Origin of the sequence: Tychonema sp. LEGE 06208 (assembly GCF_015207505.1) — a bacterium.
Taxonomy (GTDB): domain Bacteria; phylum Cyanobacteriota; class Cyanobacteriia; order Cyanobacteriales; family Microcoleaceae; genus Microcoleus.
The window spans coordinates 1-25705 of the sequence record NZ_JADEWT010000052.1; the positions used below are offsets into that span (position 1 = coordinate 1).

Annotated in this window: 20 protein-coding genes and 1 pseudogene; 17 read left to right on the top strand and 4 right to left on the bottom strand. The window is 45.8% G+C overall.

Features of this window, described 5'->3' with window-relative positions:
* From IQ263_RS15100 to IQ263_RS15110, 4 genes and pseudogenes are all read left to right on the top strand, one after another.
* A pseudogene (locus tag IQ263_RS15100) lies at positions 1–287 on the top strand (photosystem II D2 protein (photosystem q(a) protein)); the annotation flags it as partial.
* A gap of 156 nt (positions 288–443) precedes the next feature.
* The gene (gene psbC, locus IQ263_RS15105; RefSeq protein WP_194068142.1) at positions 444–1823 is read left to right on the top strand and encodes a photosystem II reaction center protein CP43; all 1380 of its coding nucleotides are present in this window, start codon (positions 444–446) and stop codon (positions 1821–1823) included.
* A 125-nt stretch (positions 1824–1948) separates the two neighbouring features.
* Positions 1949–2071 carry a hypothetical protein gene (locus IQ263_RS29355; RefSeq protein ID WP_255515887.1) on the top strand — a complete coding sequence of 41 codons (123 nt, stop codon included), beginning with the start codon at positions 1949–1951 and terminating at the stop codon, positions 2069–2071.
* A 296-nt stretch (positions 2072–2367) separates the two neighbouring features.
* Positions 2368–6183: a GAF domain-containing protein gene (locus tag IQ263_RS15110; protein ID WP_194068143.1), complete on the top strand. Its 3816-nt coding sequence runs from the start codon at positions 2368–2370 to the stop codon at positions 6181–6183.
* 773 nt (positions 6184–6956) lie between these two features.
* On the opposite strand, the gene IQ263_RS15115 is transcribed toward IQ263_RS15110, so the two are convergent.
* Positions 6957–7703: a uracil-DNA glycosylase family protein gene (locus IQ263_RS15115; RefSeq protein ID WP_194068144.1), complete on the bottom strand. Its 747-nt coding sequence runs from the start codon at positions 7701–7703 to the stop codon at positions 6957–6959.
* Between the two features lie 426 nt (positions 7704–8129).
* Between IQ263_RS15115 and IQ263_RS15120 the strand changes: the two genes are divergently transcribed.
* The 4 genes from IQ263_RS15120 to folP all read left to right on the top strand — a co-directional run bounded on the left by IQ263_RS15120 (position 8130) and on the right by folP (position 10988).
* Positions 8130–8315, top strand: a complete 186-nt coding sequence (locus IQ263_RS15120; protein ID WP_194068145.1) for a PCP reductase family protein — start codon at positions 8130–8132, stop codon at positions 8313–8315.
* Between the two features lie 68 nt (positions 8316–8383).
* Positions 8384–9109, top strand: coding sequence for a triose-phosphate isomerase (gene tpiA, locus IQ263_RS15125; RefSeq protein ID WP_194068146.1), 726 nt, complete (start codon positions 8384–8386; stop codon positions 9107–9109).
* Between the two features lie 269 nt (positions 9110–9378).
* The gene (locus tag IQ263_RS15130; RefSeq protein WP_194068169.1) at positions 9379–9939 is read left to right on the top strand and encodes a Uma2 family endonuclease; all 561 of its coding nucleotides are present in this window, start codon (positions 9379–9381) and stop codon (positions 9937–9939) included.
* Positions 9940–10118: 179 nt separating this feature from the next.
* The gene (gene folP, locus IQ263_RS15135; protein WP_194068147.1) at positions 10119–10988 is read left to right on the top strand and encodes a dihydropteroate synthase; all 870 of its coding nucleotides are present in this window, start codon (positions 10119–10121) and stop codon (positions 10986–10988) included.
* Here the strand turns inward: folP and IQ263_RS15140 are convergent.
* Positions 10979–11818: an SPFH domain-containing protein gene (locus IQ263_RS15140; protein ID WP_194068148.1), complete on the bottom strand. Its 840-nt coding sequence runs from the start codon at positions 11816–11818 to the stop codon at positions 10979–10981. The genes folP and IQ263_RS15140 overlap by 10 nt on opposite strands.
* A gap of 195 nt (positions 11819–12013) precedes the next feature.
* Here IQ263_RS15140 and IQ263_RS15145 point away from each other — a divergent pair, with 195 nt between their 5' ends.
* Positions 12014–12784 carry a tetratricopeptide repeat protein gene (locus tag IQ263_RS15145; RefSeq protein WP_194068149.1) on the top strand — a complete coding sequence of 257 codons (771 nt, stop codon included), beginning with the start codon at positions 12014–12016 and terminating at the stop codon, positions 12782–12784.
* Between the two features lie 347 nt (positions 12785–13131).
* On the opposite strand, the gene aroB is transcribed toward IQ263_RS15145, so the two are convergent.
* A complete protein-coding gene (gene aroB / locus IQ263_RS15150) occupies positions 13132–14226 on the bottom strand; it encodes a 3-dehydroquinate synthase (RefSeq protein ID WP_194010187.1) in 1095 nt (364 codons plus the stop codon).
* An 80-nt stretch (positions 14227–14306) separates the two neighbouring features.
* Between aroB and petL the strand changes: the two genes are divergently transcribed.
* The gene (petL, locus tag IQ263_RS15155; RefSeq protein ID WP_194010188.1) at positions 14307–14408 is read left to right on the top strand and encodes a cytochrome b6-f complex subunit PetL; all 102 of its coding nucleotides are present in this window, start codon (positions 14307–14309) and stop codon (positions 14406–14408) included.
* Between the two features lie 325 nt (positions 14409–14733).
* Here petL and IQ263_RS15160 read toward each other — a convergent pair whose 3' ends face one another.
* Entirely contained in the window at positions 14734–15951 is a 1218-nt protein-coding gene (locus tag IQ263_RS15160) for a sensor histidine kinase (RefSeq protein WP_194068150.1), read from the bottom strand.
* Between the two features lie 841 nt (positions 15952–16792).
* On the opposite strand from IQ263_RS15160, the gene IQ263_RS15165 reads away from it, so the two are divergent.
* The 7 genes from IQ263_RS15165 to IQ263_RS15195 all read left to right on the top strand — a co-directional run bounded on the left by IQ263_RS15165 (position 16793) and on the right by IQ263_RS15195 (position 25636).
* Positions 16793–17383, top strand: coding sequence for a chromophore lyase CpcT/CpeT (locus IQ263_RS15165; protein ID WP_194068151.1), 591 nt, complete (start codon positions 16793–16795; stop codon positions 17381–17383).
* Positions 17384–17839: 456 nt separating this feature from the next.
* Positions 17840–18991 (top strand): NAD-dependent epimerase/dehydratase family protein, encoded by a 1152-nt coding sequence (locus tag IQ263_RS15170; RefSeq protein ID WP_194068152.1) that lies wholly within the window; start codon positions 17840–17842, stop codon positions 18989–18991.
* 195 nt (positions 18992–19186) lie between these two features.
* A complete protein-coding gene (locus IQ263_RS15175; RefSeq protein ID WP_194068153.1) occupies positions 19187–19828 on the top strand; it encodes a DUF4291 domain-containing protein in 642 nt (213 codons plus the stop codon).
* Positions 19829–19841: 13 nt separating this feature from the next.
* Positions 19842–20975, top strand: coding sequence for a glycosyltransferase (locus IQ263_RS15180; RefSeq protein ID WP_194068154.1), 1134 nt, complete (start codon positions 19842–19844; stop codon positions 20973–20975).
* The gene (locus tag IQ263_RS15185; protein ID WP_194068155.1) at positions 20972–21271 is read left to right on the top strand and encodes a hypothetical protein; all 300 of its coding nucleotides are present in this window, start codon (positions 20972–20974) and stop codon (positions 21269–21271) included. The genes IQ263_RS15180 and IQ263_RS15185 overlap by 4 nt, the downstream gene beginning before the upstream one ends.
* 411 nt (positions 21272–21682) lie before the next feature.
* The gene (locus IQ263_RS15190; RefSeq protein ID WP_194068156.1) at positions 21683–24343 is read left to right on the top strand and encodes a GAF domain-containing protein; all 2661 of its coding nucleotides are present in this window, start codon (positions 21683–21685) and stop codon (positions 24341–24343) included.
* Positions 24344–24493: 150 nt separating this feature from the next.
* A complete protein-coding gene (locus IQ263_RS15195) occupies positions 24494–25636 on the top strand; it encodes a hybrid sensor histidine kinase/response regulator (RefSeq protein WP_194068157.1) in 1143 nt (380 codons plus the stop codon).
* The last annotated feature ends 69 nt before the right edge of the window (positions 25637–25705 follow it).

Genomic DNA, 25705 nt, shown 5'->3' on the forward strand with positions numbered 1-25705 from the left:
GAATTGCCTTCTCCAACAAGCGTTGGTTGCACTTCTTCATGCTGTTCGTACCTGTCACAGGCTTGTGGATGAGCTCCATTGGCATCGTTGGTTTAGCATTAAACCTGCGCGCCTATGACTTCGTTTCTCAAGAATTGCGCGCGGCTGAAGATCCTGAGTTTGAAACGTTCTACACTAAGAACATTCTGATTAACGAAGGTATTCGTGCTTGGATGGCTCCGATCGACCAACCTCACGAAAACTTCATGTTCCCAGAAGAAGTTCTTCCTCGCGGTAACGCACTTTAAAAAAATCAGGATTTGGATTTCAGATTAATTTAAGTTTTTTAAATTCTAATTGGAAATCCAAATACCTGTGCCTCGGGCGATCGCGGTGAACCCGCGATCGCCCGAGGCACAAAAAAACCAAAATCCCAAAACTAACATCGTTGGAGGTTCTACCGCGTGGTAACGCTCTCTAATTCCTATGTAAGCGGTCGCGACCAAGAATCCTCTGGGTTCGCTTGGTGGTCTGGCAACGCTCGTTTAATCAATCTCTCCGGCAAACTGTTGGGCGCACACGTGGCTCACGCTGGTTTGATCGTGTTCTGGGCCGGAGCAATGACTTTGTTTGAAGTCGCTCACTTTATCCCAGAAAAGCCCATGTACGAACAGGGGTTAATTTTGATGCCCCACGTCGCTACTTTGGGTTGGGGCGTCGGCCCTGGCGGTGAAGTCATTGATATCTTCCCGTTCTTCGTAGTCGGCGTTCTTCACTTGATTTCATCTGCTGTTCTCGGTTTGGGCGGCATTTATCACGCCGTTCGCGGCCCGGAAGTTCTCGAAGAATATTCTTCATTCTTCGGCTACGACTGGAAAGACAAAAACCAGATGACCAACATCATCGGTTATCACCTGATTTTATTGGGTGGCGGCTGCTTGCTGCTGGTTGCTAAAGCCATGTTCTTCGGCGGTGTCTACGACACTTGGGCTCCGGGCGGCGGCGACGTGCGTATTATCACGAACCCCACTCTAAATCCTGCCGTGATTTTTGGCTATTTGACTCGTTCTCCTTGGGGTGGCGAAGGCTGGATTGTCAGCGTCAACAACATGGAAGACATCATCGGCGGTCACATCTGGCTCGGCTTGATTTGTATCGGTGGCGGTGTTTGGCACATTTTGACCAAGCCTTTCGGCTGGGCTCGCCGTGCCTTAATCTGGTCTGGTGAAGCTTACCTGTCCTACAGCTTGGGCGCTTTGTCCCTGATGGGTTTCATCGCCGCCTGCTTTGTCTGGTTCAACAACACTGCTTACCCTAGCGAATTTTACGGCCCGACGGGCCCGGAAGCTTCTCAAGCACAAGCTTTGACCTTCCTGATCCGCGACCAACGCTTGGGTGCTAACGTCGGCTCTGCACAAGGCCCTACCGGTCTGGGTAAGTATCTGATGCGCTCTCCTACTGGCGAAATCATTTTCGGCGGTGAAACGATGCGTTTCTGGGATTTCCAAGGCCCTTGGTTGGAACCCTTGCGCGGTACTAACGGTTTGGACTTGAACAAAATCAAAAACGATATTCAGCCTTGGCAAGCTCGCCGCGCTGCTGAATACATGACTCACGCTCCTTTGGGTTCTTTGAACTCTGTGGGCGGCGTGGCAACTGAAGTTAACTCGTTTAACTTCACGTCTCCTCGTTCTTGGTTGGCCTGTTTCCACTTCGTGGTGGGTTTCTTCTTCTTGGTCGGCCACTTGTGGCACGCGGGTCGCGCTCGCGCTGCTGTTGCTGGTTTTGAGAGAGGTATCGATCGCGAAAATGAAGCGGTACTTTCTATGCCTGACTTGGACTAATCGATCGAGCTTAGGCTGATTTGATGGTCTAGTCAAAAAAAAGCTCCTGCGGTTAAGCAGGAGCTTTTTTTGAGTAAATATAGCAGAAGGAAATTCGGCAACGAGCCATGTACGGGATGTAACGGATGGATGGATGGAACAAGAAAGAAGCAATAGACTGCATGGCTTTGGGCAATCAAGAACGTCCTAACTCTCAGGACGCTACATCGCATAAAAATTGGTGTTACGGTCGATCGACCGTTTTATAAATAATTCTGCAAGTCTTGACACTTGACATTTTTCATGCTTTAGGGTAAAGAGCTTGCAAGGCCGGGTCTACAAAGTTTATATTTAATTAAGGTACAAAAGTTTTAATCGCACAAAATTGAAAAAAGTCATCAGAAGTTGCTGTTTGAAGGCAGCTCGGTAGCGGTACAAAACAAATCGACGATTGTTCTCAGGATATTCATATTTTTGATTAAATAACTGTGCTTGACAATTTTTTAAACACGCACAAAACTTTTGAGCCGCTTACTCTTATTGCTGGGAAAGCAAAAAATTAATAATGAACTCATTAAAAATCGAAAATGTCCAGGTAAGTTACGATCGAGCAAATTTACTCGATCGCATTGCCAACCGCATTCGCCACTCTCTAGAACTGCCAGAAATTCTCGATGCCACAACAGGAGAAGTTCAATCCTTCTTGGGAACAGACAGAGTTAAAATCTACAAATTTCATAGCGACGGCAGCGGTGAAGTGATTGCCGAATCAATTAACGGCAACCGCTTGCCATCTTTATTGGGACTGCATTTTCCAGCAGACGATATTCCCCCTGAAGCCCGCCAACTGTTCGCGCAACTAAAAGTGCGATCGATCGCCGATATCGATTCCGGGCTGCTCGGCCAAAGTCCCCGCCGCGACGCGGTTTCGGGCCAACTGCTGCCCGACGAAGTGCGGTACAGACCGATCGACCCCTGCCACGCCGAATACTTGAGCGCACTCGGCGTCAAGGCTTCCTTGGCAGTACCAATTTTTCACGGCGCAGAATTCTGGGGGTTGTTGGTATCTCACCACTCCGAATCCCGGAGTGTCGCAGAAGACGAACTGCAAGGCGTTCAGATGGTGGCAGATCAGCTCGGCGTAGCCATAGCCCAATCAACCCTCCTCGCCCTCGCCCAAGCCAAAGCTCAGCGGGAAGCTGCCGTCAACCGCGTCACCGCAGCCCTGCACTCCCACCCCGCGATGGAACTGCAAGCAGCTTTGGCAGAATGTGTAGCTGCACTAGCCGGAGCCGGCGGCAGGCTGTGCATTTTCGACAGCAAAATCACCAGTTTAGATCCCGACTCGAACAATTCCACTCCCACACTCAAAGTCTACACTTGTGGCTCCGGGCCGAGGATGCAAATTTCGGCAAAATACCAGCAGGTAGAGCAATACAGCGTCTGGCACGAATATTTTAAATCCGGCGAGCAACAGGTTTGGGAAATTCCCGACTTGTACAAAATTAGCACTTTGAGAAGCCTGCAACCTGCATTTCGATCGACCAAAATTCGTAGCATTTTAATCGTACCGCTCAGAAATAGTCAGCAAATATTCGGTTACTTGAGCATTTTTCGAGAAGAATTTGACACCGAAACTCTCTGGGCCGGACAGTTGGATGCCGACGGGCGGCTCGCCCAATCTCGGATATCTTTTGAAATGTGGAAAGAGTCAAAAACCGCCCAAGTTCGCAAATGGAATCCTGAAGAACTTGAATTAGTAAAAACTTTTGGCAGAAGTTTTTCTCAGGCGATTAACCACTCACAGCTTCACCAACAAATAGATGAACTTAATGTTAATTTAGAAAATCAAGTTCAAGAGCGCACGGATCAACTGCACCAGTTGACCCAACAGCAGCGAGTGCTGTTTGAAGTTGTGGCAAAAATGCGGGAATCCCTAGACTTGAACAGGATTTTTAACACGATGTCCCAGGAAGTGCGACGGGCTTTAAATGCCGATCGCGTTGGGGTGTACCGCTTCGATCCTGCATCAGAATTTAAGGATGGTGAATTTGTTGCCGAAGATGTTTTGCCAGATTTTCTGTCAGCAATGGCAGTCAGAGTACACGATCATTGCTTTGGAGAAAGATACGCCCTGCTCTACTCTCGGGGGCGAGTTCACGCACTACCCGACATCACACAGGTCGGACTCCCAGATTGTTTTCGGCAAATATTAGCTCAATTTCAGGTGAAAGCTACTTTAGTTGCACCAGTAATGAAAGGCAACGACCTTTGGGGGTTGCTGTGCGTACACCAGTGTTCGGCTCCCCGCAACTGGGAATCTTCGGAAATTCAGTTTGTCACCCAAATTTCCGCTCAGCTCAGCATCGCCCTAGAACAAGCAGATTTGCTCGCTCAAACTCAGCAGCAAGCAGTTGATTTGCAGCGGGCAGCCGAGCAGGAGCGGATACTATTTGAGGTGGTTACTAAGATTCGACAATCCCTCGATTTAGATAAAATTTTTTGCACGACAACGACAGAACTGCGGCGGATTTTAACTGCAGATAGAGTTGGAATTTATCGCTTCGACCCTGATTTAAATTTCAATGAAGGCGAATTTATTGCCGAAGCTGTTTTGCCAGCTTTTGATTCAGCAATCAATGTGAAAGTTTACGATCGTTTCTTTAGCGAAAAGTATGCAGAAAAATACAGTCAGGGACAAATTCAAGTGCTGCCAGACATCGAAACTGCGGGACTCTCAGACTGCCACACTGCTCTTTTAGCTCAATTTAAAATTAAGGCGCAAATAATTATGCCAATGATGAATGGCAGCGCACTTTGGGGTTTGCTGTGCGTGCACCAATGCGACAGCCCGCGCAATTGGAATACTTCGGAAATCCAATTTGTGACGCAAGTTGGAGCTCAGTTGAGCGTTGCATTAGAACAAGCAGATTTGCTCGCTCAAACGCGGCAGCAAACGATCGACCTCCAGAGGACATCTGAGCAACAGCGGATACTGTTTGAAGTTGTGACAAAGATTCGAGAATCTCTCGATATGAACCTGATTTTTCAGACGGCAACCCAAGAACTTTGTCAGTTTATGCAAGTCGATAGAATGGCTGTCTATCACTTTAATCCTGATTGGGGCGGCGAATATGTTGCTGAGTTTGTCAAGGATGGCTGGAAAAAATTGGTAGGGGAAGATATCAATACAGTTTGGGAAGATACTTATTTGCAGCAACACCGAGGCGGCAGGTATCGCAATAATCAAACTCTAGCCGTTGACGATATCTATCAAGCTTGTCACTCGGAATGTGTCGTCGGTATTTTAGAGCAATTTCAGGTGAAGGCTTATGCGATCGCCCCAATTTTTTTGGGACAGGAACTTTGGGGCTTGCTGGCAGCTTATCAACATTCTGGGCCGCGCTACTGGGAAAGTTCAGAAGTTAAATTTTTAGCTCAAGTTGCCAATCAGTTAGGTGTAGCTATCCAACAAGCCGATTTGCTGGATCAAACGAGACTACAATCCGCACAAATTGCTCAAAATTTAAAGGATTTACAGCAAACTCAAGCTCAATTGATTCAGACTGAAAAAATGTCGGGTTTGGGGCAACTGGTGGCAGGCATTGCTCACGAAATTAACAATCCCGTTAATTTTATTTACGGAAATCTCAATCACGCCAGTGATTATACTGAAAATTTGCTGACTTTGCTGGAACTTTACCAGCAGCAATATCCAGATTCTAGTTCTGAAATTGCTGAATTGACCGAAGAAATTGACTTGGAATTTCTGCTGGAAGATTTGCCTAAATTGCTATTGTCGATGAAGGTGGGAGCAGATCGCATCCGTCAAATTGTTCTGTCTTTGAGAAATTTCTCTCGGCTGGACGAAAGTCAAATGAAGGCGGTTGATATTCACGAAGGCATTGACAGCACGCTGTTAATTTTGCAGCACAGGTTGAAGTCTAATCCCGACAGTGCACATATTGTGCTAGTTAAAGAGTACGGCACTTTGCCTCTGGTTGAGTGTTATGCGGGACAGTTAAATCAGGTGTTTATGAATGTCATCGGAAATGCGATCGATGCTTTGGAATCGGAAAAGTTGCTTTCTGGTAAATCTGTGAACCCTCAAATTAAAATCTCTACTGCTGTGGGTCAACTTAATGGCAATGTTCCTAGTGCGGTGATTCTGATTTCTGACAACGGCCCGGGAATTTCGGAATCTATGATACAACGCATATTTGACCCTTTTTTCACCACTAAGTCGGTGGGAAAAGGTACTGGATTGGGACTGTCAATTAGTTACCAAATTGTGGTAGAGAAACACGGCGGTGTTTTTAAGTGTAGTTCTCAATTGGGCAAAGGTACTGAGTTTGTAATCGAGATTCCGATTAGTCAATAGTCAATAGTCATTAGTTGTTAGTTGTTATTGGTTAGTTGTTATTGTTTAGTTGTTATTGTTTAGTTGTTATTGGTTAGTTGTTATTGGTTAGTTGTTATTGGTTAGTTGTTATTGGTAATTAGAACGAACAACTAATAATTAACAAATAACCACTGACCACTAAAAACAGTCAACAGTCAACAGTCAGCAGTCAGCAGTCAACAGTCAACAGTCAACAGTCATCAGTCATCAGTCAACAGTCAACAGTCAACAGTCATTAGTCATCAGTCATCAGTCATCAGTCATTAGTCATCAGTCATTAGTGTTGTCCTCCCCGAGTTATTGTAGGGTGCGTCAGGGGGCTGAATGTTTTCGTCGCCTACTCAAGGATTCGGGCCCCCTGACGCACCCTACGGTTAGCTAACAGTCCCCTGGCCGCATTATGCAATACGAGGTTGAAGATGTGGGGGATGCGGAAGCATTTGAGGAAGAGTGTGCGGCGTTACCAGATTTTTCAGCAATGTTTGAATCACTTTGAAGAGTTGGTGATATAATAAAAAACCTTCAGCTTAAAGCCGAAGGTTGTCATCAGGGTGCATCTACTTGTTCTATATTCATTGGGGATTGAGTTGGATCAGGAAGAAGTGAGGGTATTGTGGCAAAGATTGCTTAACGAGTAATATCAATAGGTTTAGCGATCGCTGTTTTCTACAGCATTACTTCACCGATAGACTTGCGACGCTTGGTGTAGATGGGCTTGTGCGACTGCCCGTGTCTCTCCCTATGATTTGATGCTATCGCAAAGAAGCACGTAGACTTTCAAGTTCATCATCTTGTAAACACCTAAGAAAAGAGCGATACCTGCGCGCATTTGGATGTGGAAGAAAAGCAAAAAATCTTTCATAGTCCCCGATTTTAATGGACTCGGATATCGAAGCTGTTGAGGAAATATTGAATTGACATTGGATCGCTTGGCGCGCAGGAGCTCCTAGAACCACAATGACTTTTGCTCTTGATAGTTCTAAAGTCCTCAATAAATAGGCTTTTACGCATTGATCCTGAGCTTGTTCTACGCCAATTTCAGAATGAGATTTGCAATGTACTATTTCGGTGAGAGCATAATCAATTCCTGGATTAACATCCCGTTGCAATAATTCAATCGCACGTTTACGGACTGCTGCCCAAAACTTAACAGCACGACTATATGTCCCATCCTTCATCAAGGATTGTTTACCATTGATAATCCACTCCTTTTGCCCTCCTCCAAAACGATAATTAAAGTAATTGTTTATATCGTTATCTGACCAACACCAAGTGGGGTAGACTTCATCAGAACCAATTGATGGATTTGAACTCAAAAAAAGAATAGGCGCTTCCTCGATCTGCCCACTCCAAGGTTCAGGTATTTGAAACTTGTCTAAATCGAGGGATTTTTGAGAATTAACTATGTCACGGCAGGGATTTTCTGTAGAAGGATATTCGAGACATTTCCGTGCATGAGGGCAGTGAGTAATTTCATATAACAAATTTTTCTCAGACATTATTAAGGAGGTCTCAACTGAGACAGTCTTTCTTATAGTTTAACAGGGAATTTGGCTGTCTAACGGTTGAGACGAGCCGCAGCAGAAACTTCTGATTCTCAAAGATAACCTCTCGGTGGCTCCATCGATTTGTTGTCTTGCTTAACAAGCACATACCGCTCACTCCCCAATCATCGTCTTTGTGGCGGCTATTTCTTTTGGGCAGTTATTGTAGGGTGCGTCAGGGGGCTGAATGTTTTCGTCGCCTACTCAAGGATTCGGGCCCCCTGACGCACCCTACGGTTAGCTTTCTTTATGTAGAGTCTCGGTTTTAACCGCCGAGTCAAGCCCAGTTCGATCGCCCGCGCCTGAACATGGTAAATTCAGTCATACAGGCTGTTTTCAAAATAGCAAACTGAGCGCTTGCAATCGATCGACCCATACGCCATGCCAGATTCCGAATTCTCAGACGATTTAAAATGGACGCCCCAAGCCAAGGCTAAGCTGAAAAATATTCCCTATTTTGTCCGGGGACAAGCCCGCGTCCGCATCGAGCAATTGGCCCGCACCGCCGAAACCGAAGTAGTCACAGTTGACTTAGTTGAGCAAGCTCGCATCGAGTTTGGGCAATAAGGGATCGAAATGTACCCTAAAGCTTTAGACTATATATTGCGTTGTAAGGACAAGGATTTAAAAAAGTAGTGCGTAAAATTGTTATAGCTGGCAACTGGAAAATGTACAAAACTAGGGCAGAATCCCTAGAGTTTCTTCAAGGATTCATGTCCTGCTTGACGGAAACCCCAGAGGAACGGGAAGTCGTGCTTTGCGTTCCTTTTACAGATTTGAGCGCCCTCTCGAAAAACCTTCACGGTAGCCGCATCAGACTCGGTGCTCAGAATGTTCACTGGGAAGAGTCGGGAGCTTTTACTGGCGAAATTTCCGGGCTAATGTTGGCAGAAATTGGGGTTCGCTACGTCATCGTCGGCCACAGCGAGCGCCGTCAATATTTTGGGGAAACTGACAAAACGGTGAATTTGCGGCTGAAAGCTGCTCAGAAATACGGCTTAATTCCGATTCTCTGCGTGGGAGAGACGAAGCAGCAGCGGGATTTAGGGGAAACAGAAGCTCATATTTTCTCTCAGTTGGCTGAGGATTTGGTTGGTGTTGACCAAGATAACTTAGTAATAGCTTACGAACCGATTTGGGCGATCGGCACTGGCGATACTTGCGAAACCAAGGAAGCTAACCGAGTTATTGGTTTGATTCGCTCTAAATTGACTAATCCTGACGTGCCGATTCAGTACGGCGGCTCTGTTAAAGGTGAGAATATTGATGAAGTTATGGCGATGCCTGAGATTGACGGAGTTTTGGTAGGCGGTGCGAGTTTGGAAGCTGCGAGCTTTGCTCGAATTGTCAATTATAAATAATTAGTATGTGCTAATTGGTAATTGCTAATTGGTGGTTGTACGAGGCGTTTTGATGTTGAGAAATGACAATCTTTGCGAGTTACCCCAAAATCTTCCAGTACCCAGTTGATGATGGGGCAACTAACCACCTTTTGGGCTACCAGCTTCTTTCAATTCCCTTGATGTCAACGGCTGGACTTATTTGAGGACGATCAATAATACGACGTTCGAGCGATCGCCTATAATTGTCATGTGCCTTTGAGTATTTCTCCGATCGAGAGAATTGTTCCATGAATGCGATCGTGCAAGCCAAACCCGCTTTAGAGGAGTTCCTCAAACTTCCTGAAACTGAACCAGCCTCAGAATTTATTGACGGAGAAATCCTTCAAAAACCCATGCCTCAAGGCGAACATAGCATACTTCGAGGCGCACTCTGCGAGACTATCGATCGAGTAGCGCAAACTCGCAAAATTGCTAAGGCTTTTCCCGAATTGCGCTGCACTTTTGGCGGTATGGCGATCGTACCAGATATAGCAGTATTCCGATGGGAAAGAATTCCTTTTTTGCCTTCGGGTAGAATTGCCAACATCTTTGAAATTAATCCAGATTGGTCGATCGAAATTTTATCCCCAAACCAAAGCCAAACAAAAGTTCTTGGTAAATTGCTGCACTCTTCGCGACAGGGTACTGAGTTGGGTTGGTTGCTAGCTCCAGAGGAAGAAAGTATTTTAGCTGTATTTCCCGGACAAAAAGTAGAATTGTACCGAGGTACAGATCGGTTGCCAATTATTAATGGAATTGAGTTAGAATTGACCGTTGATAATGTTTTTAGCTGGTTGAGTTTTGGTTGAAGAATCTTGGACATATCAGACTTTATAAAAACCTCATTTTAAAAAATGGTTCGTAGTGCGGAATGCGAGTCCGCTTTCAGGCTGCGGAATGCGAGTCCGCACTACCAAACGTTTTTGTTATGCTAATCTACCGGACAGGATATCCAACCTAAAATCTCGAATCTAACATCTCACTCGCCATGACACCTAACTCAGCCCAAATTATTATTAGAAATAAAGCTTTCGAGTGGGGAAAACGCACTTATTTAATGGGTGTTTTGAATATTACCCCTGACAGTTTTAGCGATGGTGGCGATTTCTATACCATAGAATCTGCTTTAGCGCAAGCTGAAAATATGGTAAAATCTGGCGTAGATATTATTGATATTGGCGGTCAATCTACGCGGCCCGGTGCAGCAGAAATATCCTCTTCAGAGGAACTCGATCGCGTGATACCTCTCGTACAAATACTGCGACAAAAAACCGATGTTTTTGGGTCAGTTCCGATTTCGGTAGATACTACCAGAGCGCTGGTTGCTCGGGCTGCTGTTGAGGCCGGAGCTGATATTGTCAACGATATTTCGGGAGCAACTTTTGACTCCCAAATGCTGTCAACCGTTGCTCAGTTGAAAGTGCCGATAATTTTGATGCACATTCGGGGAACTCCCCAGACGATGCAAAAACTAACTGACTATCGGGATTTAATTGGGGAAATTGGGGGATTTTTAGAGAGCCGAATTGCGGCAGCAGTTGCTGCGGGAATTGACAAATCTCAGATAATTATCGATCCCGGTATTGGGTTTGCTAAGACTTACAGTCAAAGCTTGGAAATTCTGCAACAGTTGCCAAAATTTAGTTTTTTGGACTGTCCCATTTTAGTGGGAGTATCTCGCAAAAGCTTCATCGGTCAGATTTTGCAGCAGCCGGAAGCTAAACAAAGAATTTGGGGGACAGCGGCGGCTTGTACAGGTGCGATCGCAAATTTGGCAGATATCTTGCGAGTTCACGATGTCAGAGAAATGCACGATGTTTGTCTGGTGGCCGACGCTATCTTCAGAAATCAATCTTGAGCGGTTGATTGGTCGATTAGTTTGAGTTCTCCCCCGTTAGCGTGCGGCTCGATATCCGGCATAGAACCCATCAATTCGTTGAGAGCTTCTGTCATGTTTCTCGGATCCATAAACAAAATTTTGGCGTTGTCGCTTTCGCCTAATTTTTGTTGAGCGTCTAAGTATTTTTCGGTTACTAAGTAATTCAAAACTTGCTTGCTATTGGGATGGGAGTCTAAAGCTTCAACTAAAAGTCTCATATACTCTTTAGTGCCGATCGCCTTATTGACCATTGCTTGCCATTCGCTCTTGGTAGCTCGCTCCAATTCCATAGCTTCTTGCACCCTTTTTGGAGGTGTAATGCTTTGAATTTCTACGCGAATTACTTTAACGCCCCAAGTTTCGGTAGCTTCGTCCAACTTCTTGAGTAACTTTTTATTCATGTCATCTCGGGAACCCAAGATGTCTTGCATGGGTAATCGACCAATTTCGGCGCGAAACGTCGTTAAAACTAAGTTGGCGATCGCATTTTCAATTTGATCGATTCCATAATAAGCTTTCTGCAAATTTACAACCCGCCAATACACAACGGCATCGACTTCAAGGGCCACATTATCTCCCGTGATTGCTGACTGAGGTTTAATATCTAAAACTCGTTCGCGGGTTGTGTCCACGCAGACTACTTTTTCGACCAAAGGACTGATAAAGTGGAATCCGGGCTGGAGGGTTCGCTTGTATTGACCCAAACGTTCGACTAAAGCTTGATCTCCGCCGCTGATTATTTTGACGCTTGAGTTAAGAGTGTAGCCGAGGATGAGCGTAACGAGCATGGTGAGAATAGACGGCCCCATTTCTACTTTCCTGCTAAGGTTGACTGAGAATCGATCGGAAATATAATCTAATTTAACTCAAAATCAGCCGCACAGTGCTAAAATATCACGACTGTTAATAAGTTCTAACAGTTACTCGTATTGCCTCCGACTTAATGTGCCGGACTTAACGTACCCGATTTGACCGCAGGATATCAAAAACACATTTCCACCAAAATGAAAAACGATCGAGAGTTTCGCTTGTTCAAACCTTTAAAGTGGATCGCCCCAAGCATTTTGGCGGGTGCAGGAATCTGCCACATTGCAGTAGCCCAACCGGTACAAGCTGAACCAATCGCCCTGCAACTCTCGCAAAACTTGCAGTCGCAGAACTCGCAGCCACCGCGCCGGGGGCCTGCCGTGCGCGAAGTTATATCCTACGAAATGAAGGGAGACGAACTCAGGATTTGCAAGCAGGAAGGCAATTCCGAGAAAAAGTGCCAAGTTGTAGGTAAAGGCTACACGGTGGGTTTGAGAACAGCCAACGACCTCTACGGTCAAGGAAATCTGGTCAATGCCGAAGTTTTGTACCGACAAATAATCGCTCGCTATCCGAAACAAGCTGATACTTATTATAAGCTGGGAAATCTGCTTTCCGGGCAAGGTAAAATGAGCGATGCGATCGTCCAATTCCAAAAAGCAGTTGAAGTCAACCCGCAGCACGCCAAAGCTTACAACGATTTAGGCGTGGCGATGGCAAGTCAAGGGCAGTTGCCAGAGGCAATTTTGCAGTGGAGACAAGCAGTTAAAATTAACGATCGATATCCCGATGCTTTAAACAATTTAGGAGTCGGTTTGTACCAGCAAGGAGACAAGGAAAAGCAAGCGGAAGCAGTAGCCAGTCTCAAAAAAGCTAAGGAGTTATTTATCAAGCAGGGCAGAACTCAAGCGGCTACTAAAGTCGATCGAATTTTGGAAGAAATGAATTCGCAGTCGAGCGGTTCCTAAAACCGTACCTTGTCCGATCTACCTGGAATTAACCCGGTTCGACAGTTCTGAATGTAAGTTTTGTGACTCTGAAAACTTGGATTCAAAACTGTCGAACCAATCTTAATTATGCTCGTCGGCTGATTGAATGTGCGATCGATCTTGAGGTTTCTCCGACTTAAGTAACTACACAAAATTAATTACATAAAAACTCCTTGCTAGGTAAGGCTTTCACGTGAAATATTGTGTAATTAATTTTGCAGGACTACTTATTCAGCCCGCCCTAACTACTAACGACTAACTACTAACTACTAACTACTAACTAATGACTAATGACTAATGACTAATGACTACTGACTAATGACTTCTTAAAGCATTTCCCTCAAAACTTGTAAAATTACATCTCCGTCCACCCGATCGCTCACAGCAGCCTCGCCCAAACGCACCGGCAGCACAAACCGCACCTTACCATCCTGCACCTTCTTATCCAGTTGCAAAGTATTCAAAATCTCCTCAACATCCACACCAGCAGGCAACTTGGCAGGTAAACCCGCTTTTTCAATCAAAGCAGACTGGCGGCGATCGCACTCAGCGTCCCACATACCCAACTCCACAGCCAACCGGCTAGACGCAGCCATACCAATTGCCACACCTTCCCCGTGATTGATGACCTTGTAATTCGTCAAACTTTCCACAGCATGACCGATCGTGTGACCGTAATTCAAAATCGCCCGCAAACCAGATTCCTTCTCGTCCTTGCTTACCACATCAGCCTTAGCTTGACAAGACCTGCTCAAAATTTCCGCCAACAAATCCGCCTTCACATAGCGCATTTGATCCAAACGCTTGCAATTCTCCAACTTCGCGAAAAGTTCCGCATCCCAAATCACCCCGTACTTAATCACTTCCGCCATCGCCGAACGAAACTCCCGCGCCGGCAGAGTTTTGAGCACATCCGGGTCAATCAAAACCAAACGCGGCTGGTGAAAAGCCCCGATTAAATTCTTCCCCAAAGGATGATTTACCCCCGTTTTCCCGCCAATAGAAGCATCAACCATCGCCAGCAGCGAAGTCGGAACCTGCACCACATTAATTCCCCGCAGCCAAGTCGCCGCAGCAAAACCCGTCATATCCCCAACTACCCCGCCGCCCAAAGCCACCATTGTCGAAGAACGTTCCAAGCGATTGGCCAAAGCCGCACCGTAAATCTTCTGGATCGAATTTAAAGTTTTGTACTGTTCTCCCGGTGGTAAGATGCAGCTACTAACTTCCAGACCGGCAGATTCGAGGGCTGCTGTTGCTCTTTCCCCGTAGTGCCGAAAAATCGACTGATTCGAGACCAGCAGCACTTTTTTACCCAAATTTATCTCGCCCATCCGACTGCCGAGTTCGTCTAAACCGCCCGATCGCACGCAAACATTGTAAGATTGCGGCCCCAAGTCAACTTTTATCACTGAGTGCATATTTATTGATTTTAGATATTAGATTATAGATTATAGTTCTTAGTGTATGTCTTCTTATTGATTGTTTGGGAGAAATTGCAATGAGTCTTACCGGAGCAATAGCTTATTTTGGGATTTTCGGCGGCATGGTCGGCTTGGCCACAGTGCTCATGTTTGGTCTGCGGGCTGTCAAACTCATCTAATTTACTAACTTCGATGTAAAAACCAGAACATTAAATTTCTGGTAAAATGTGCGATAGGCCGAAGTATTCGTGCAAAAAATCTTGAACTTTTCCTCTAGATTTAGCCCGCCAATACTTCGGCCGATCGCGCAATTCGACAAGAGGCTTAATATATAACCTTTCTCAAAAAGAGAATAGATGCTTCGGCTTCGCTGTACAACTTTTAAATTTTTCTGCTTCGCGAACAAAGTCAAAGAATCTATAACTCGTACTCAGCGAAACCTAAACATCTATAATTTCAACTCCTCACCTTTTTGAAAAAGGCTATATTACGGCATACCAACCCTCACATTTTGATTGGAATCAAAATTGTAAACTCCGTTAATTTTCCGGGACTTGAGGAACAATTTAGCTGACCGTGATGTTTTTCGCAAATAATGTGATAGCTAATAGATAGTCCCATCCCTGTACCTTTACCGATTTCCTTTGTAGTGAAAAATGGATTGAATATTTGCCCTTGAATCGATTTTGGTATGCCACATCCATTATCGGCGATCGCAATTTGAATAAATCCATCCACTACAGATGTCCGAATAGTAATCTTACCTACCTTTGTTTCAACTTGATTAGTATTTTCTCCATCGCTTTTTTCATCAATTGCATCAATAGCGTTAGCGATAATATTCATAAATGCTTGGTTCAATTGTCCCGCACAACACTCAACTTTTGGCAGCGCTTCATACTTTTTGACGATTGAGATTTGCGGGCGAGTAGAAGTAGCATTCAAGCGATGACTTAAAATTAACAGACTGCTATCAATTCCTTCGTGAATATCGACTTTTTTAAACTCAGCTTGATCTAAACGAGAAAAGTTACGTAACGATAATACAATATTTTTGATTCGGGTAGTGCCGACATTCATAGACTGTAATATTTTGGTAATATCTTTTTTCACAAAATCAAAATCCACCGCCTCTAGTTCAGTTTTAATTTCAGTAGGAGGGTGTGGTAAGTATTTATGATAAAGCTGTATCAGATGCAGTATTACTTGAGTATATTCCTCGATATGTCTAAGGTTGCCGTGAATAAAACCAATGGGATTGTTAATTTCGTGGGCTATACCTGCCACTATTTGTCCTAGACTGGACATTTTCTCGCTGTGAATCAGCTTTGCTTGGGTTTTTTTTAGCTCAATTAAGGTAGTCTCTGTTGCGATTTGAGCGCGACGGTAAACCTCTTGAGTAACTCGTGTTGCTAATAATTGCTGGAACGTGTAATGATAGATATTAACATTAAGCAGAACAAATAGTGAACCCAGGCAAAATACTAAGCCAATCAAAATAGGAAGGAATTGCCACTGTTGATTAATAAGTAAGAATAAAGCTAGACAATATCCCAGTAGAAAAAACACCATCAAAAACCGCAGTATCTTCCAAGCTAGGTAGCCACTGTGTTCTTGTAGTAAATCTAAGATTTTTTGAGTTTTGATGATTGACAAGAGCATAAATCCTGCTCCCAACGCAATCAATAACAATGAAATTAAAAAGAAAAGATCGACGCTCATAAATTAAAACATTCCTGACAAAAAGCCTATACTCATTTTTAACACCAAAAATACTGGTTTGTTTGGTAATGAATAATCGATATATATCGCGATTACACTTTACTTTTTTTGATAATTGCTATAGATACAATTGATATTTATCTGCCACATAGTTGTTAAGGAGACCGGAGCTACGTTAATGAGAAAACATCTGCGAAGCTTGGTTAAACTAGCAAAATTAGCGAACCGATTAGTTCTATGTGTGACATGGGCGATCGAAGCATCGCAAGCAGACTGGAAAAAAAATTGAGTAGATCTCGATATTGTATATGACTTACGCATCAATACCTAAAAAACCGGATTTTTGTCGTTGAAGTAGCCTTGAATGAAAGTAGGGAGCATCTCATTTCTATCGCAAAGCATTTTTTTTCGAGTGCTATCTCGCACAAGACAGCTATCGAAGACTCGATCGCAACACAGCACTACAAATGCAAAACTACAGATGATCCCCAAGAGTATTTGGGAAAAACACAAAGGTGATGACACCCGTGAGTAAGTTGTATTATATTTTAGACTCGATTTGTCCTCAATCGCTTTCAAATAATTATTAAATCCATCTGCGTCCATCTGTGTTGGTCGGCTTGAAATTTGCGGTTAACGCATCAATCAAATATTTATCCAACTCAAGTTTTGTGTTTAATTGATTTACTGATTGAGAATATCCAACAAAACAGAAAATCCCTAAACCCGAATTTTTCAATAAGTGGGAGATCCAAATCGTCGATCGAACGCTGTCGCTTTAATCTAAAATAACTTCTACTCCCCCCAATCCAAAATCTCAAATCCCAAATCTAAAATAGATATGTCTCATTCCACCGATATAGTCACCCTCGCCCGCTGGATGGCGGCCGACTTCAGCAATCAAGCCCAAGCCTTTGAAAATCCGCCTTTTTTCGCGCACATCCGCGTCTGTATGAGACCATTACCCGTGGAGATATTGGACGGAGTAAGTCTTTATCTAGAACAAGCCTACGACATCGAGATCAACTCTCCGTACCGAGTGCGAGTGTTAAAATTAGTCCCGGCGGGCGATCGCATCGACATCGAAAATTATGCGATCGAAAATGAAGCACAATTCTACGGCGCATCCCGCGAACCCCAACGGCTGCAAGAAATCAAAACAGCACAACTCAAACTGCTCCCTGGCTGCACCTTTCTGACCCACTGGACGGGCAGCAGCTTCAAGGGCGTTGTCGAACCCGGAAAAGGGTGCGCTGTGGTCAGAAACGGCAAAAACACCTATCTAGACAGCGAATTCGAAATCGACCAAGACAAGTTTATCAGTCACGATCGCGGGCGCGACCCAGAAACCGACGCCCACGTCTGGGGAGCTCTGGCGGGCCCCTTTGAATTCACCAGGCGCGCCAGTTTCGCCGACGAAATTCAGGTTTAATGCCGAAAAACAGAGTATGTTTTGGCCGATCGCGCTCGATTGAAGGTTCACAATGCACCATTACCTGGTACATTAACCCAGTATTGGCAAGCAAGATTCACCGTTGATTTGTCAGGAACCTCAGCTATCAGGCGTGAGGCTTGGAAGAGAAATCTCAAAAGCCGTCTTGACCAGCCTAAGTCTTAACTGACTGAGTTTTTTGAGTCACGACACTCCTTGAATGCGTAGCTAGTTTTCCGCTCTGTCATTTGCAGTTAAACAGTTTCCAGGTAACAGAAACAGTGCTGCAAGTCTAAAAAGCACGCCAAACCTTGGCGAAGCTAACTTTACCCCAGAAATGGGAGTTTGAGGCAACCATACCTCATCGGAGGGGCAACCATACCCTTCCACCCCGCGAGGGGATTTAAATTGATGTAAAGCCGTCCTAGAAGGACGGGGTTTCTACCCATTATTTTAATGAAAGTCCTGGTTATTGGTGGCGATGGCTATTGCGGTTGGGCAACCGCACTCTACCTTTCTCAAAAAGGTCACGAAGTTGGCATCCTCGACAGCTTCGTGCGGCGGCACTGGGATCTGGAACTGTGCAGCGACACCCTCACTCCTATCGCGCCGATTCAGCAACGACTCCAGCGATGGCAAGATTTAACGGGTAAGTCGATCGACTTGTTCGTCGGTGACATCACCAACTACGATTTTCTCAGCAAAAGCATGAGAAAATTTGCACCAGAGGCGATCGTCCATTTTGGCGAACAGCGTTCGGCACCTTTCTCGATGATCGATCGCGAACACGCAGTCCTCACCCAAGTCAATAACGTCGTCGGGACACTCAACCTGCTGTACGCCATGCGCGAAGACTTCCCCGACTGTCACCTAGTGAAACTGGGGACAATGGGCGAATACGGCACCCCGAATATTGACATTGAAGAAGGCTACATTACGATCGAACACAACGGCCGCAAAGATACACTACCCTATCCCAAACAACCGGGCAGTTTCTACCACCTGTCAAAAGTCCACGACTCCCACAACATCCATTTTGCTTGCAAAATCTGGGGTTTAAGAGCCACCGACTTAAATCAGGGCGTAGTCTACGGCGTGCTCACAGAAGAAACCGGCATGGACGAACTGTTAATCAACCGTTTGGACTACGACGGAGTATTCGGTACGGCATTGAACAGATTTTGCATCCAAGCTGCGATCGGTCATCCCCTGACAGTTTACGGCACCGGCGGACAAACCCGCACCTTCCTAGACATTCGGGATACAGTGCGCTGCGTGGAATTAGCAATCGCCAACCCCGCCTCCGCCGGAGAATTCCGCGTTTTCAACCAATTCACCGAACAATTCAGCGTCGGCGACTTAGCCTTGTTGGTGCAAAAAGCAGGCACGGCAATGGGATTAAAAGTAGAAATCAACAACCTCGCAAATCCCAGAGTCGAGAAAGAAGAACATTATTTCAATGCCAAAAACACCAGCTTGCTAGAACTAGGTTTGCAGCCGCACTATCTCTCAGATTCGTTGCTCGATTCTCTGCTGAATTTTGCTACAAAATATCAGCACCGCGTCGATAAAAACCAGATTTTGCCGAAGGTTTCTTGGCACAGGTAATTTTGGGTTTCTAGTTGCGGGAGAGAGTTTTTTTAACGAACCGCGAAGGCGCAAAGGGCGCAAAGGAAGAGAAAAGAAGGGAAGAGAAGGGTTTACAAGTTCTGAATGGATTTCCCTCTATCTTTGGCTCTGTTGCTCTGTGTCCTCTGTGTCCTCTGCGGTTAATTTAAAAATTATATCTCGTAATTACTGGTGATGAAGCTGCTAACAGAATCCTATTTAAATCAAGGGAGTAAATGGCCGAAAACAGGTCGTCACATTCTGGCGCAATTTGATGATAATACTGTTGTAGTTTACCAAGCTTACCGTCCGGCGATCGGTCTTTTTGCTGCAAAACACGGTTATTTTGGCGGTGAATTCAGTCTGAACCGCATGAGTTGGATTAAGCCGAACTTTTTATGGATGATGTATCGATCGGGATGGGGAACAAAACCCGGACAAGAAGTAATTCTGGCTGTTTGGCTGAAGCGTTCCGCCTTTGATGAAATTTTAGCATCTGCCGTTGGTTCTAAGTTCGTTTCAGAAGTGTACGGAAGCGAAAAAGAATGGCAACAAGCTGTTAAAAGTTCTGCTGTACGGCTGCAATGGGATCCGGATCATCATCCAAGTGGAGCAAAACTAGAACGGCGGGCAATTCAACTGGGTTTGCGCGGCAGTGTTTTAGCTAATTACTCGCGAGATTGGATTGTGAATATTGAGGATATTTCCGAATTCGTGCAGCAACAGCATCACTACAATACAAAAGCCGATCGCTCGGAATTACTTACTCCCCGCGAGACAGTGTATCCTGTTACCGACCCCGATGTTTGCCACAGGCTAGGATTATCGGTTCTCTAATTGACTTATTTTTATGAAAATTGCTCTGTTCACTGAAACTTTCCTGCCGAAAATAGACGGCATTGTCACGCGCCTGATTCACACTGTAGATCATTTGCAGCGATCGGGCGAACAAGTTCTGATTTTTTCTCCAGATTACGGGATAAAAGAGTACAAAGGCGCTCGGGTTTACGGTGTGGAGGGTTTGCCTTTGCCGATGTACCCGGAGTTGAAAATGGCACTTCCTTCTCCGGCTGTCGGTCGCGAATTAGAGCAGTTTAAACCGGATATTATTCATGTTGTCAATCCCGCTATTTTGGGGTTGGGCGGTATATATTACGGCAAAAAGTTTAATATTCCGATTTTGGCTTCTTACCACACGCATTTACCTAAATATTTGCACCACTACGGTTTTGGAATGCTCGAACCTTTGCTGTGGGAATTGCTTAAAGGTGCTCACAATCAAGCCCAATTAAATCTGTGCACTTCTACAGCAATGGTGGAGGAACTCAGAAATCACGGGATCGATCGGGTAGACTTGTGGCAGCGGGGCGTTGATACTGAAATGTTTGTCCCGGAATTGGCAAGTCCAGAAATGCGATCGCGCTTGTCAGAAAATCACCCAGACAGCCCCTTACTACTCTACGTCGGCCGCCTCGGTGCCGAAAAAGAAATCGAGTCGATCAAACCAGTCCTCGCCGCGATTCCCGGTGCCCGCCTCGCCCTCGTGGGAGACGGGCCGCATCGACAAACCCTCGAACAATATTTTGCTGACACCCCCACTAATTTTGTCGGCTACCTCAAGGGGCAAGAACTAGCTTCTGCTTACGCATCTGCCGATGCCTTCATTTTTCCCTCCCGCACCGAAACCCTAGGCTTGGTGCTCCTAGAAGCTATGGCTGCAGGAACGCCCGTAGTGGCGGCGCGCAGCGGCGGAATTCCCGATATCGTCACCGATGGGGTTAACGGCTATTTATTTGACCCGGATGATGAAGCAGGAGCTCTGGCTGCTACAAAGCGCCTGTTTGCCAATCCCGAAGAACGGGAAACCCTGCGCCAAAACGCTCGCTGTGAAGCTGAACGCTGGGGTTGGGGCGCTGCTACCGCACAACTGCGGCGCTACTATCAATCGGTGGTATTTGCCCAGTCGATGCCCTCTGCTGCGTGAATTTTGCAGTCAAAGCTGGCGATGCTAAAAACCTGGTTTCTCGATCGAGCCGATTCGCGCGTGGGTATGCAAGTCCGCACTGCGAACCTGATTTATTGCGATTAATCCACCGGACGCGATCGAAGTCCTCTGTTAGAAGCTGTTGTGCTTTTTGCTACCGACAGCCCGACCGATCGCCCGATCGTCCGTTGGCGCGCGAAAACCCGCTTTCTCCAAGACCGATCGAATCGAAATTTTTGGCGGCTTTAATTGCTGTAGCTATCGTGTTGTTGCGTTTACCATTAAACTATGAGTAGCATTTGGAATGCTTCGCCCGTGACAAAATACCGCCATTCAGCAGACCGGATACGGTAGCCGAAGGCGCTAAAGCAGTCAGATTGCGTAGCAGCCCCCTTACATAGCGTCAAATCTACATTGCCCGCGCTCGATCGCACCAGCCTCCAAGTTAATTTTGAAGCTGGCAGTGTTCCTCACTCAAGTTCAGCTTTAATTCACGAACCCAAATTGGTATCGATATTGTAAAAAAAACGATCCAGCATATCTAAAAAGCCAACTGAAGTTGCGGCCAAAAAATAAACTCGCGATTCCTCAAAGCTACAAGCAAGTACAGGCTTTTGGAGCAAACAACTTAAATAGTTTGCACCGCCGCAGAATTTAGCACCGATCGACCAGCAGGTCTGTCTACCCCTCTGAGCAAGCAGTTAATCATGACATTCTCCAATGCTGGTAGCGTTCTGGCTACACTGACTCAAGTCAATTTTATGGGGGCATTAACCTCCCGTGTTAAGAGCCTGCCAGTTCCTGAATTAGTGTGCTTGCTGGACTTTATCACGGCAGAATTTCAGCAATTTATCCGGGCGATGGACCTGATTAACAATGACGCACTCGAAACTCTCTTAGAGCAACTGTTAGATGCCTTCACTGTCAAAATTGGTCAAATTCTGCAAGCAGACCGGACAACAATTTTTTTGGTTGACTCCAGCAAAAATCAACTTTGGCACAAAAGAGCCCACGCGCTCACGGGCGAAGATGTAGAAGTTCGCTTGCCTATGGATGCAGGCATTTTAGGCTACGTAGCAACTACCGGAAAATCGATCAATGTCACGGAAGCTCGATCGCACGAGCATTTTAATTCCGAAGTAGACGAACCGCCGGGGTATCAAATCGAGACCATCCTCTGTATGCCGATTTTTAGCAGCAAGAGCCAAAACGAACCCGTAGCGGTGGTCAGACTGTTAAATAAAGCTGGCAATGTCCCCTTTACCGAGGAAGACGAACAGCAGTTTCAGACTTTTGCAGATTCGATCGGGATTATTCTCGAAAGCTGTCAGTCTTTCTACGTTGTCGCCCGCAATCAGCGAGGAGTGGCCGCGCTTTTGAGAGCCACCACAACTTTAGGTCAAAGTCTTGACTTGGAAACAACTTTGCGCGCAGTCATGGATCAAGCTCGCGACTTGATGCAGGCCGATCGCAGCACGCTATTTTTATTAAATCGGGAAACCAACGAACTCTGGACAAAAGTCGCCAAAGCCGACGGTAAAACCATCGTCGAAATTCGCATTCCTGCCAATAAGGGAATTGCCGGCTACGTGGCTTCGACCGGTCAACCCCTAAATATTACAGATGCTTACGACGATCCCCGCTTTGACCCATCTACAGACCAGCAAACCGGATACCGCACTCGGACTGTCTTGTGTATGCCGGTGCATAACGCTAAAGGTGAGCTGATCGGGGTAACTCAGCTAATTAATAAAAATCAAGGCACTTTCACCGCTTCCGATGAAGAGTTTTTGCGAGCGTTTAATTCCCAAGCCGGAATGGCGCTGCAAAATTCTCAACTGTTTCAGAACGTGATGGTGGAAAAGCAGTATCAAAAAGATATGCTGCAAAGTCTGTCAGATGCAGTGATTTCCACCGATTTGCAGGGCAGAATTGTCACAATTAACGAAGCAGCGCTAGAATTGTTGGGCTGTCCCCCAAATCAAGCCAAAGGCAAACACCATCCCCAGATTTGGGAAGAAAAACTGATCGATCGTTATGTTTGGGAAGTTTTGCCGATCGATAATTTGCAATTTAGACTCGAAGATAGTCTCAACCATGCAGCCCGACATTACGTTCCCGAACAAAGTTTAACCGTGGGACTGTTGGTGGAAAAAACATTTTGTTCTGCAGCATCCGCAGAAGAAACAGCAGAAGAAAGTTATATTTTGGCCGTGCCCGATCGCACAGACCCGAATTTATATTACGCTTGGGGCGAAAACACGGCCTGGACTGAAGAAGTAGCTCTAGCAGAATTAGCTAACTCCCAATCTCTATTTTCGCTGCCGAATTCTGCCCGGTATCACCCTTATTGTCCCTTACCCATCAAGAAATCTCAAATTAAAATAATTGAACGCAGCTTGAATTTAACTGTCAACCCGCTGATCAATCCAGAAGGCGGCGTGCGCGGCGGTTTAGTGGTACTCGAAGACATCAGCCGCGAAAAGCGGATGAAAAATACGATGTACCGCTATCTGACTCCCGGAGTCGTAGATAAAGTGATGGCCCTGGGCGAAGGAGCCCTGATGGTGGGCGAACGCAAAGACGTTACTATTTTATTTTCCGACATTCGCGGCTACACAACGCTGACTGAAAATTTGGGAGCGTCGGAGGTGGTATCCCTGCTAAACGAATATTTTGAGACGATGGTGGAGGCCGTTTTCCACTACGAAGGTACTTTAGACAAGTTTATCGGCGATGCTTTAATGGCCGTGTTCGGCGCGCCCCTGCCGCTGAATCCTCCCGAAAGTCACGGTTGGATGGCGGTTCAGTCGGCTTTAGATATGCGGAGGCGTTTGAAAGAGTTTAATGATTCTCGCCCCACGGAAGTTCCGTTTCGTTTCGGAATAGGGATTAGTTCGGGAGAAGTCGTTTCCGGCAATATTGGTTCGGAAAAACGGATGGATTACACGGTAATCGGCGATGCAGTAAATTTGAGTTCGCGCTTGGAACAGCTTACAAAAGAGTACGGCTGCGATATTATTTTGAGCGAATTTACCTACAATTTGTGCCGCGAAGGAATTTGGGTGCGAGAGTTGGATAAGGTGCGAGTTAAGGGCAAAAATCAGCCTGTGGGAATTTACGAGCTGCTGCAAAATAGTACCGATCCCCTTGACGGCGAAACTGAAAGGTTTTTGGAACTTTACAGTAACGGTCGGTATGCTTATATTGCTAGAAATTTTCCGAAAGCTATTAGTTATTTTGAAGCGGCTTTAGCTATTCGACCGGGCGATCGACCTGTGGAAGTTCACCTACAGCGATCCCTCAGTTATTTGCAAGTAGCCCCGCCCGACGATTGGGACGGCGTACATACTATGACAACAAAATAGTCTACTGTATCATATCCGAGTGTTAAAATCTAAAAAGATTAGAATAATTTTTGATATCTTCCTTATGACAGAGTTGATAATTATAAAAATATGAAAAAATGAATCTGATACCACATTAAAGTTAGTATTTATTTCCAGGCCAACCATTAAATGAACTATTTATCTGTTCCCAATGCCACAAAAGCCGATCGCATTCTGGTGGTAGATGACGCACCAGATAATGTTTTATTGGTGCAGACAATCCTTGAAGAAGAAGGTTACGAAATTAGCACGGCTGATAACGGCTTTTCTGCCTTGAGCCAAATTGACAAGTCCGCCCCGGATTTGGTACTGCTAGATGTAATGATGCCGGGAATGGACGGTTACGAAGTCACCAAGCGCATTCGACAAAACAAGGAATTGCCCTTTATCCCAATTTTACTGATTACGGCTCACGACAGCGCCAGCGTAGTCCAAGGATTGGATATGGGAGCAGACGATTTTATCCGCAAACCGGTGGAAATGGACGAACTGCTAGCTCGGGTGCGATCGCTCCTGCGGCTAAAACACAGCGTAGACGAACGAAATTCGATCGCCCTCCAGCGCGAAGATTTTGTCTCCAGACTCGCCCACGACTTGCGGACGCCCCTGGTAGCTGCTGATCGAATGCTAACTTTAATGCAGCAGGGAGCTTTGGGAGAAATCTCCCCTCAGATGAGCGACGCTTTCGGGACAATGGTTCGCAGCAACAAAAACCTGATCGCGCTGGTAAATATGCTGCTGGAAGTCTACCGTTACGAAGCAGGCCGCAAATCCCTCAGTTTCGCTCCCGTGGACTTGCGCCAGTTGATTACCGAAGTAGCTGAAGAACTCGCTCCCCTAGCCGATGTCAAAAATTTGTCGGTTAATTTAGACTTGAGCGAAAGCGCAGAAAGTGCTCCGATTGCGAAGTATCCGGGCGATCGTTTGGAGCTGCACCGCTTGCTGACAAACTTAATCGGAAATGCAATCAAATTCACCGACAGCGGCTCCATAGATGTCAGCTTAACAGCGGCAAATTCCCCCGCTTATACGAGCTTCAAAAATCAACCGCTGGCCTGGGTCATTATTCAAATCCAAGATACCGGCCCTGGCATTTCTGCCGCAGAACAAACCAAGTTATTTGAAAGGTTTAGTTCGGGAACTCACAAGACATCGGGCACGGGTTTGGGACTGCATCTCTGCCGCCAAATAGTCGAAGCTCACCGTGGCACGATTCATGTAGAATCAGAGTTGGGTAAAGGCTGCTTGTTTACTATTCGTTTGCCTTGTTAAAGTGGTCTAGTTGAGTATTGTACTGCGGGCGATCGGATTAAAGAAGGCCGCTCGACAACAATAAAATTG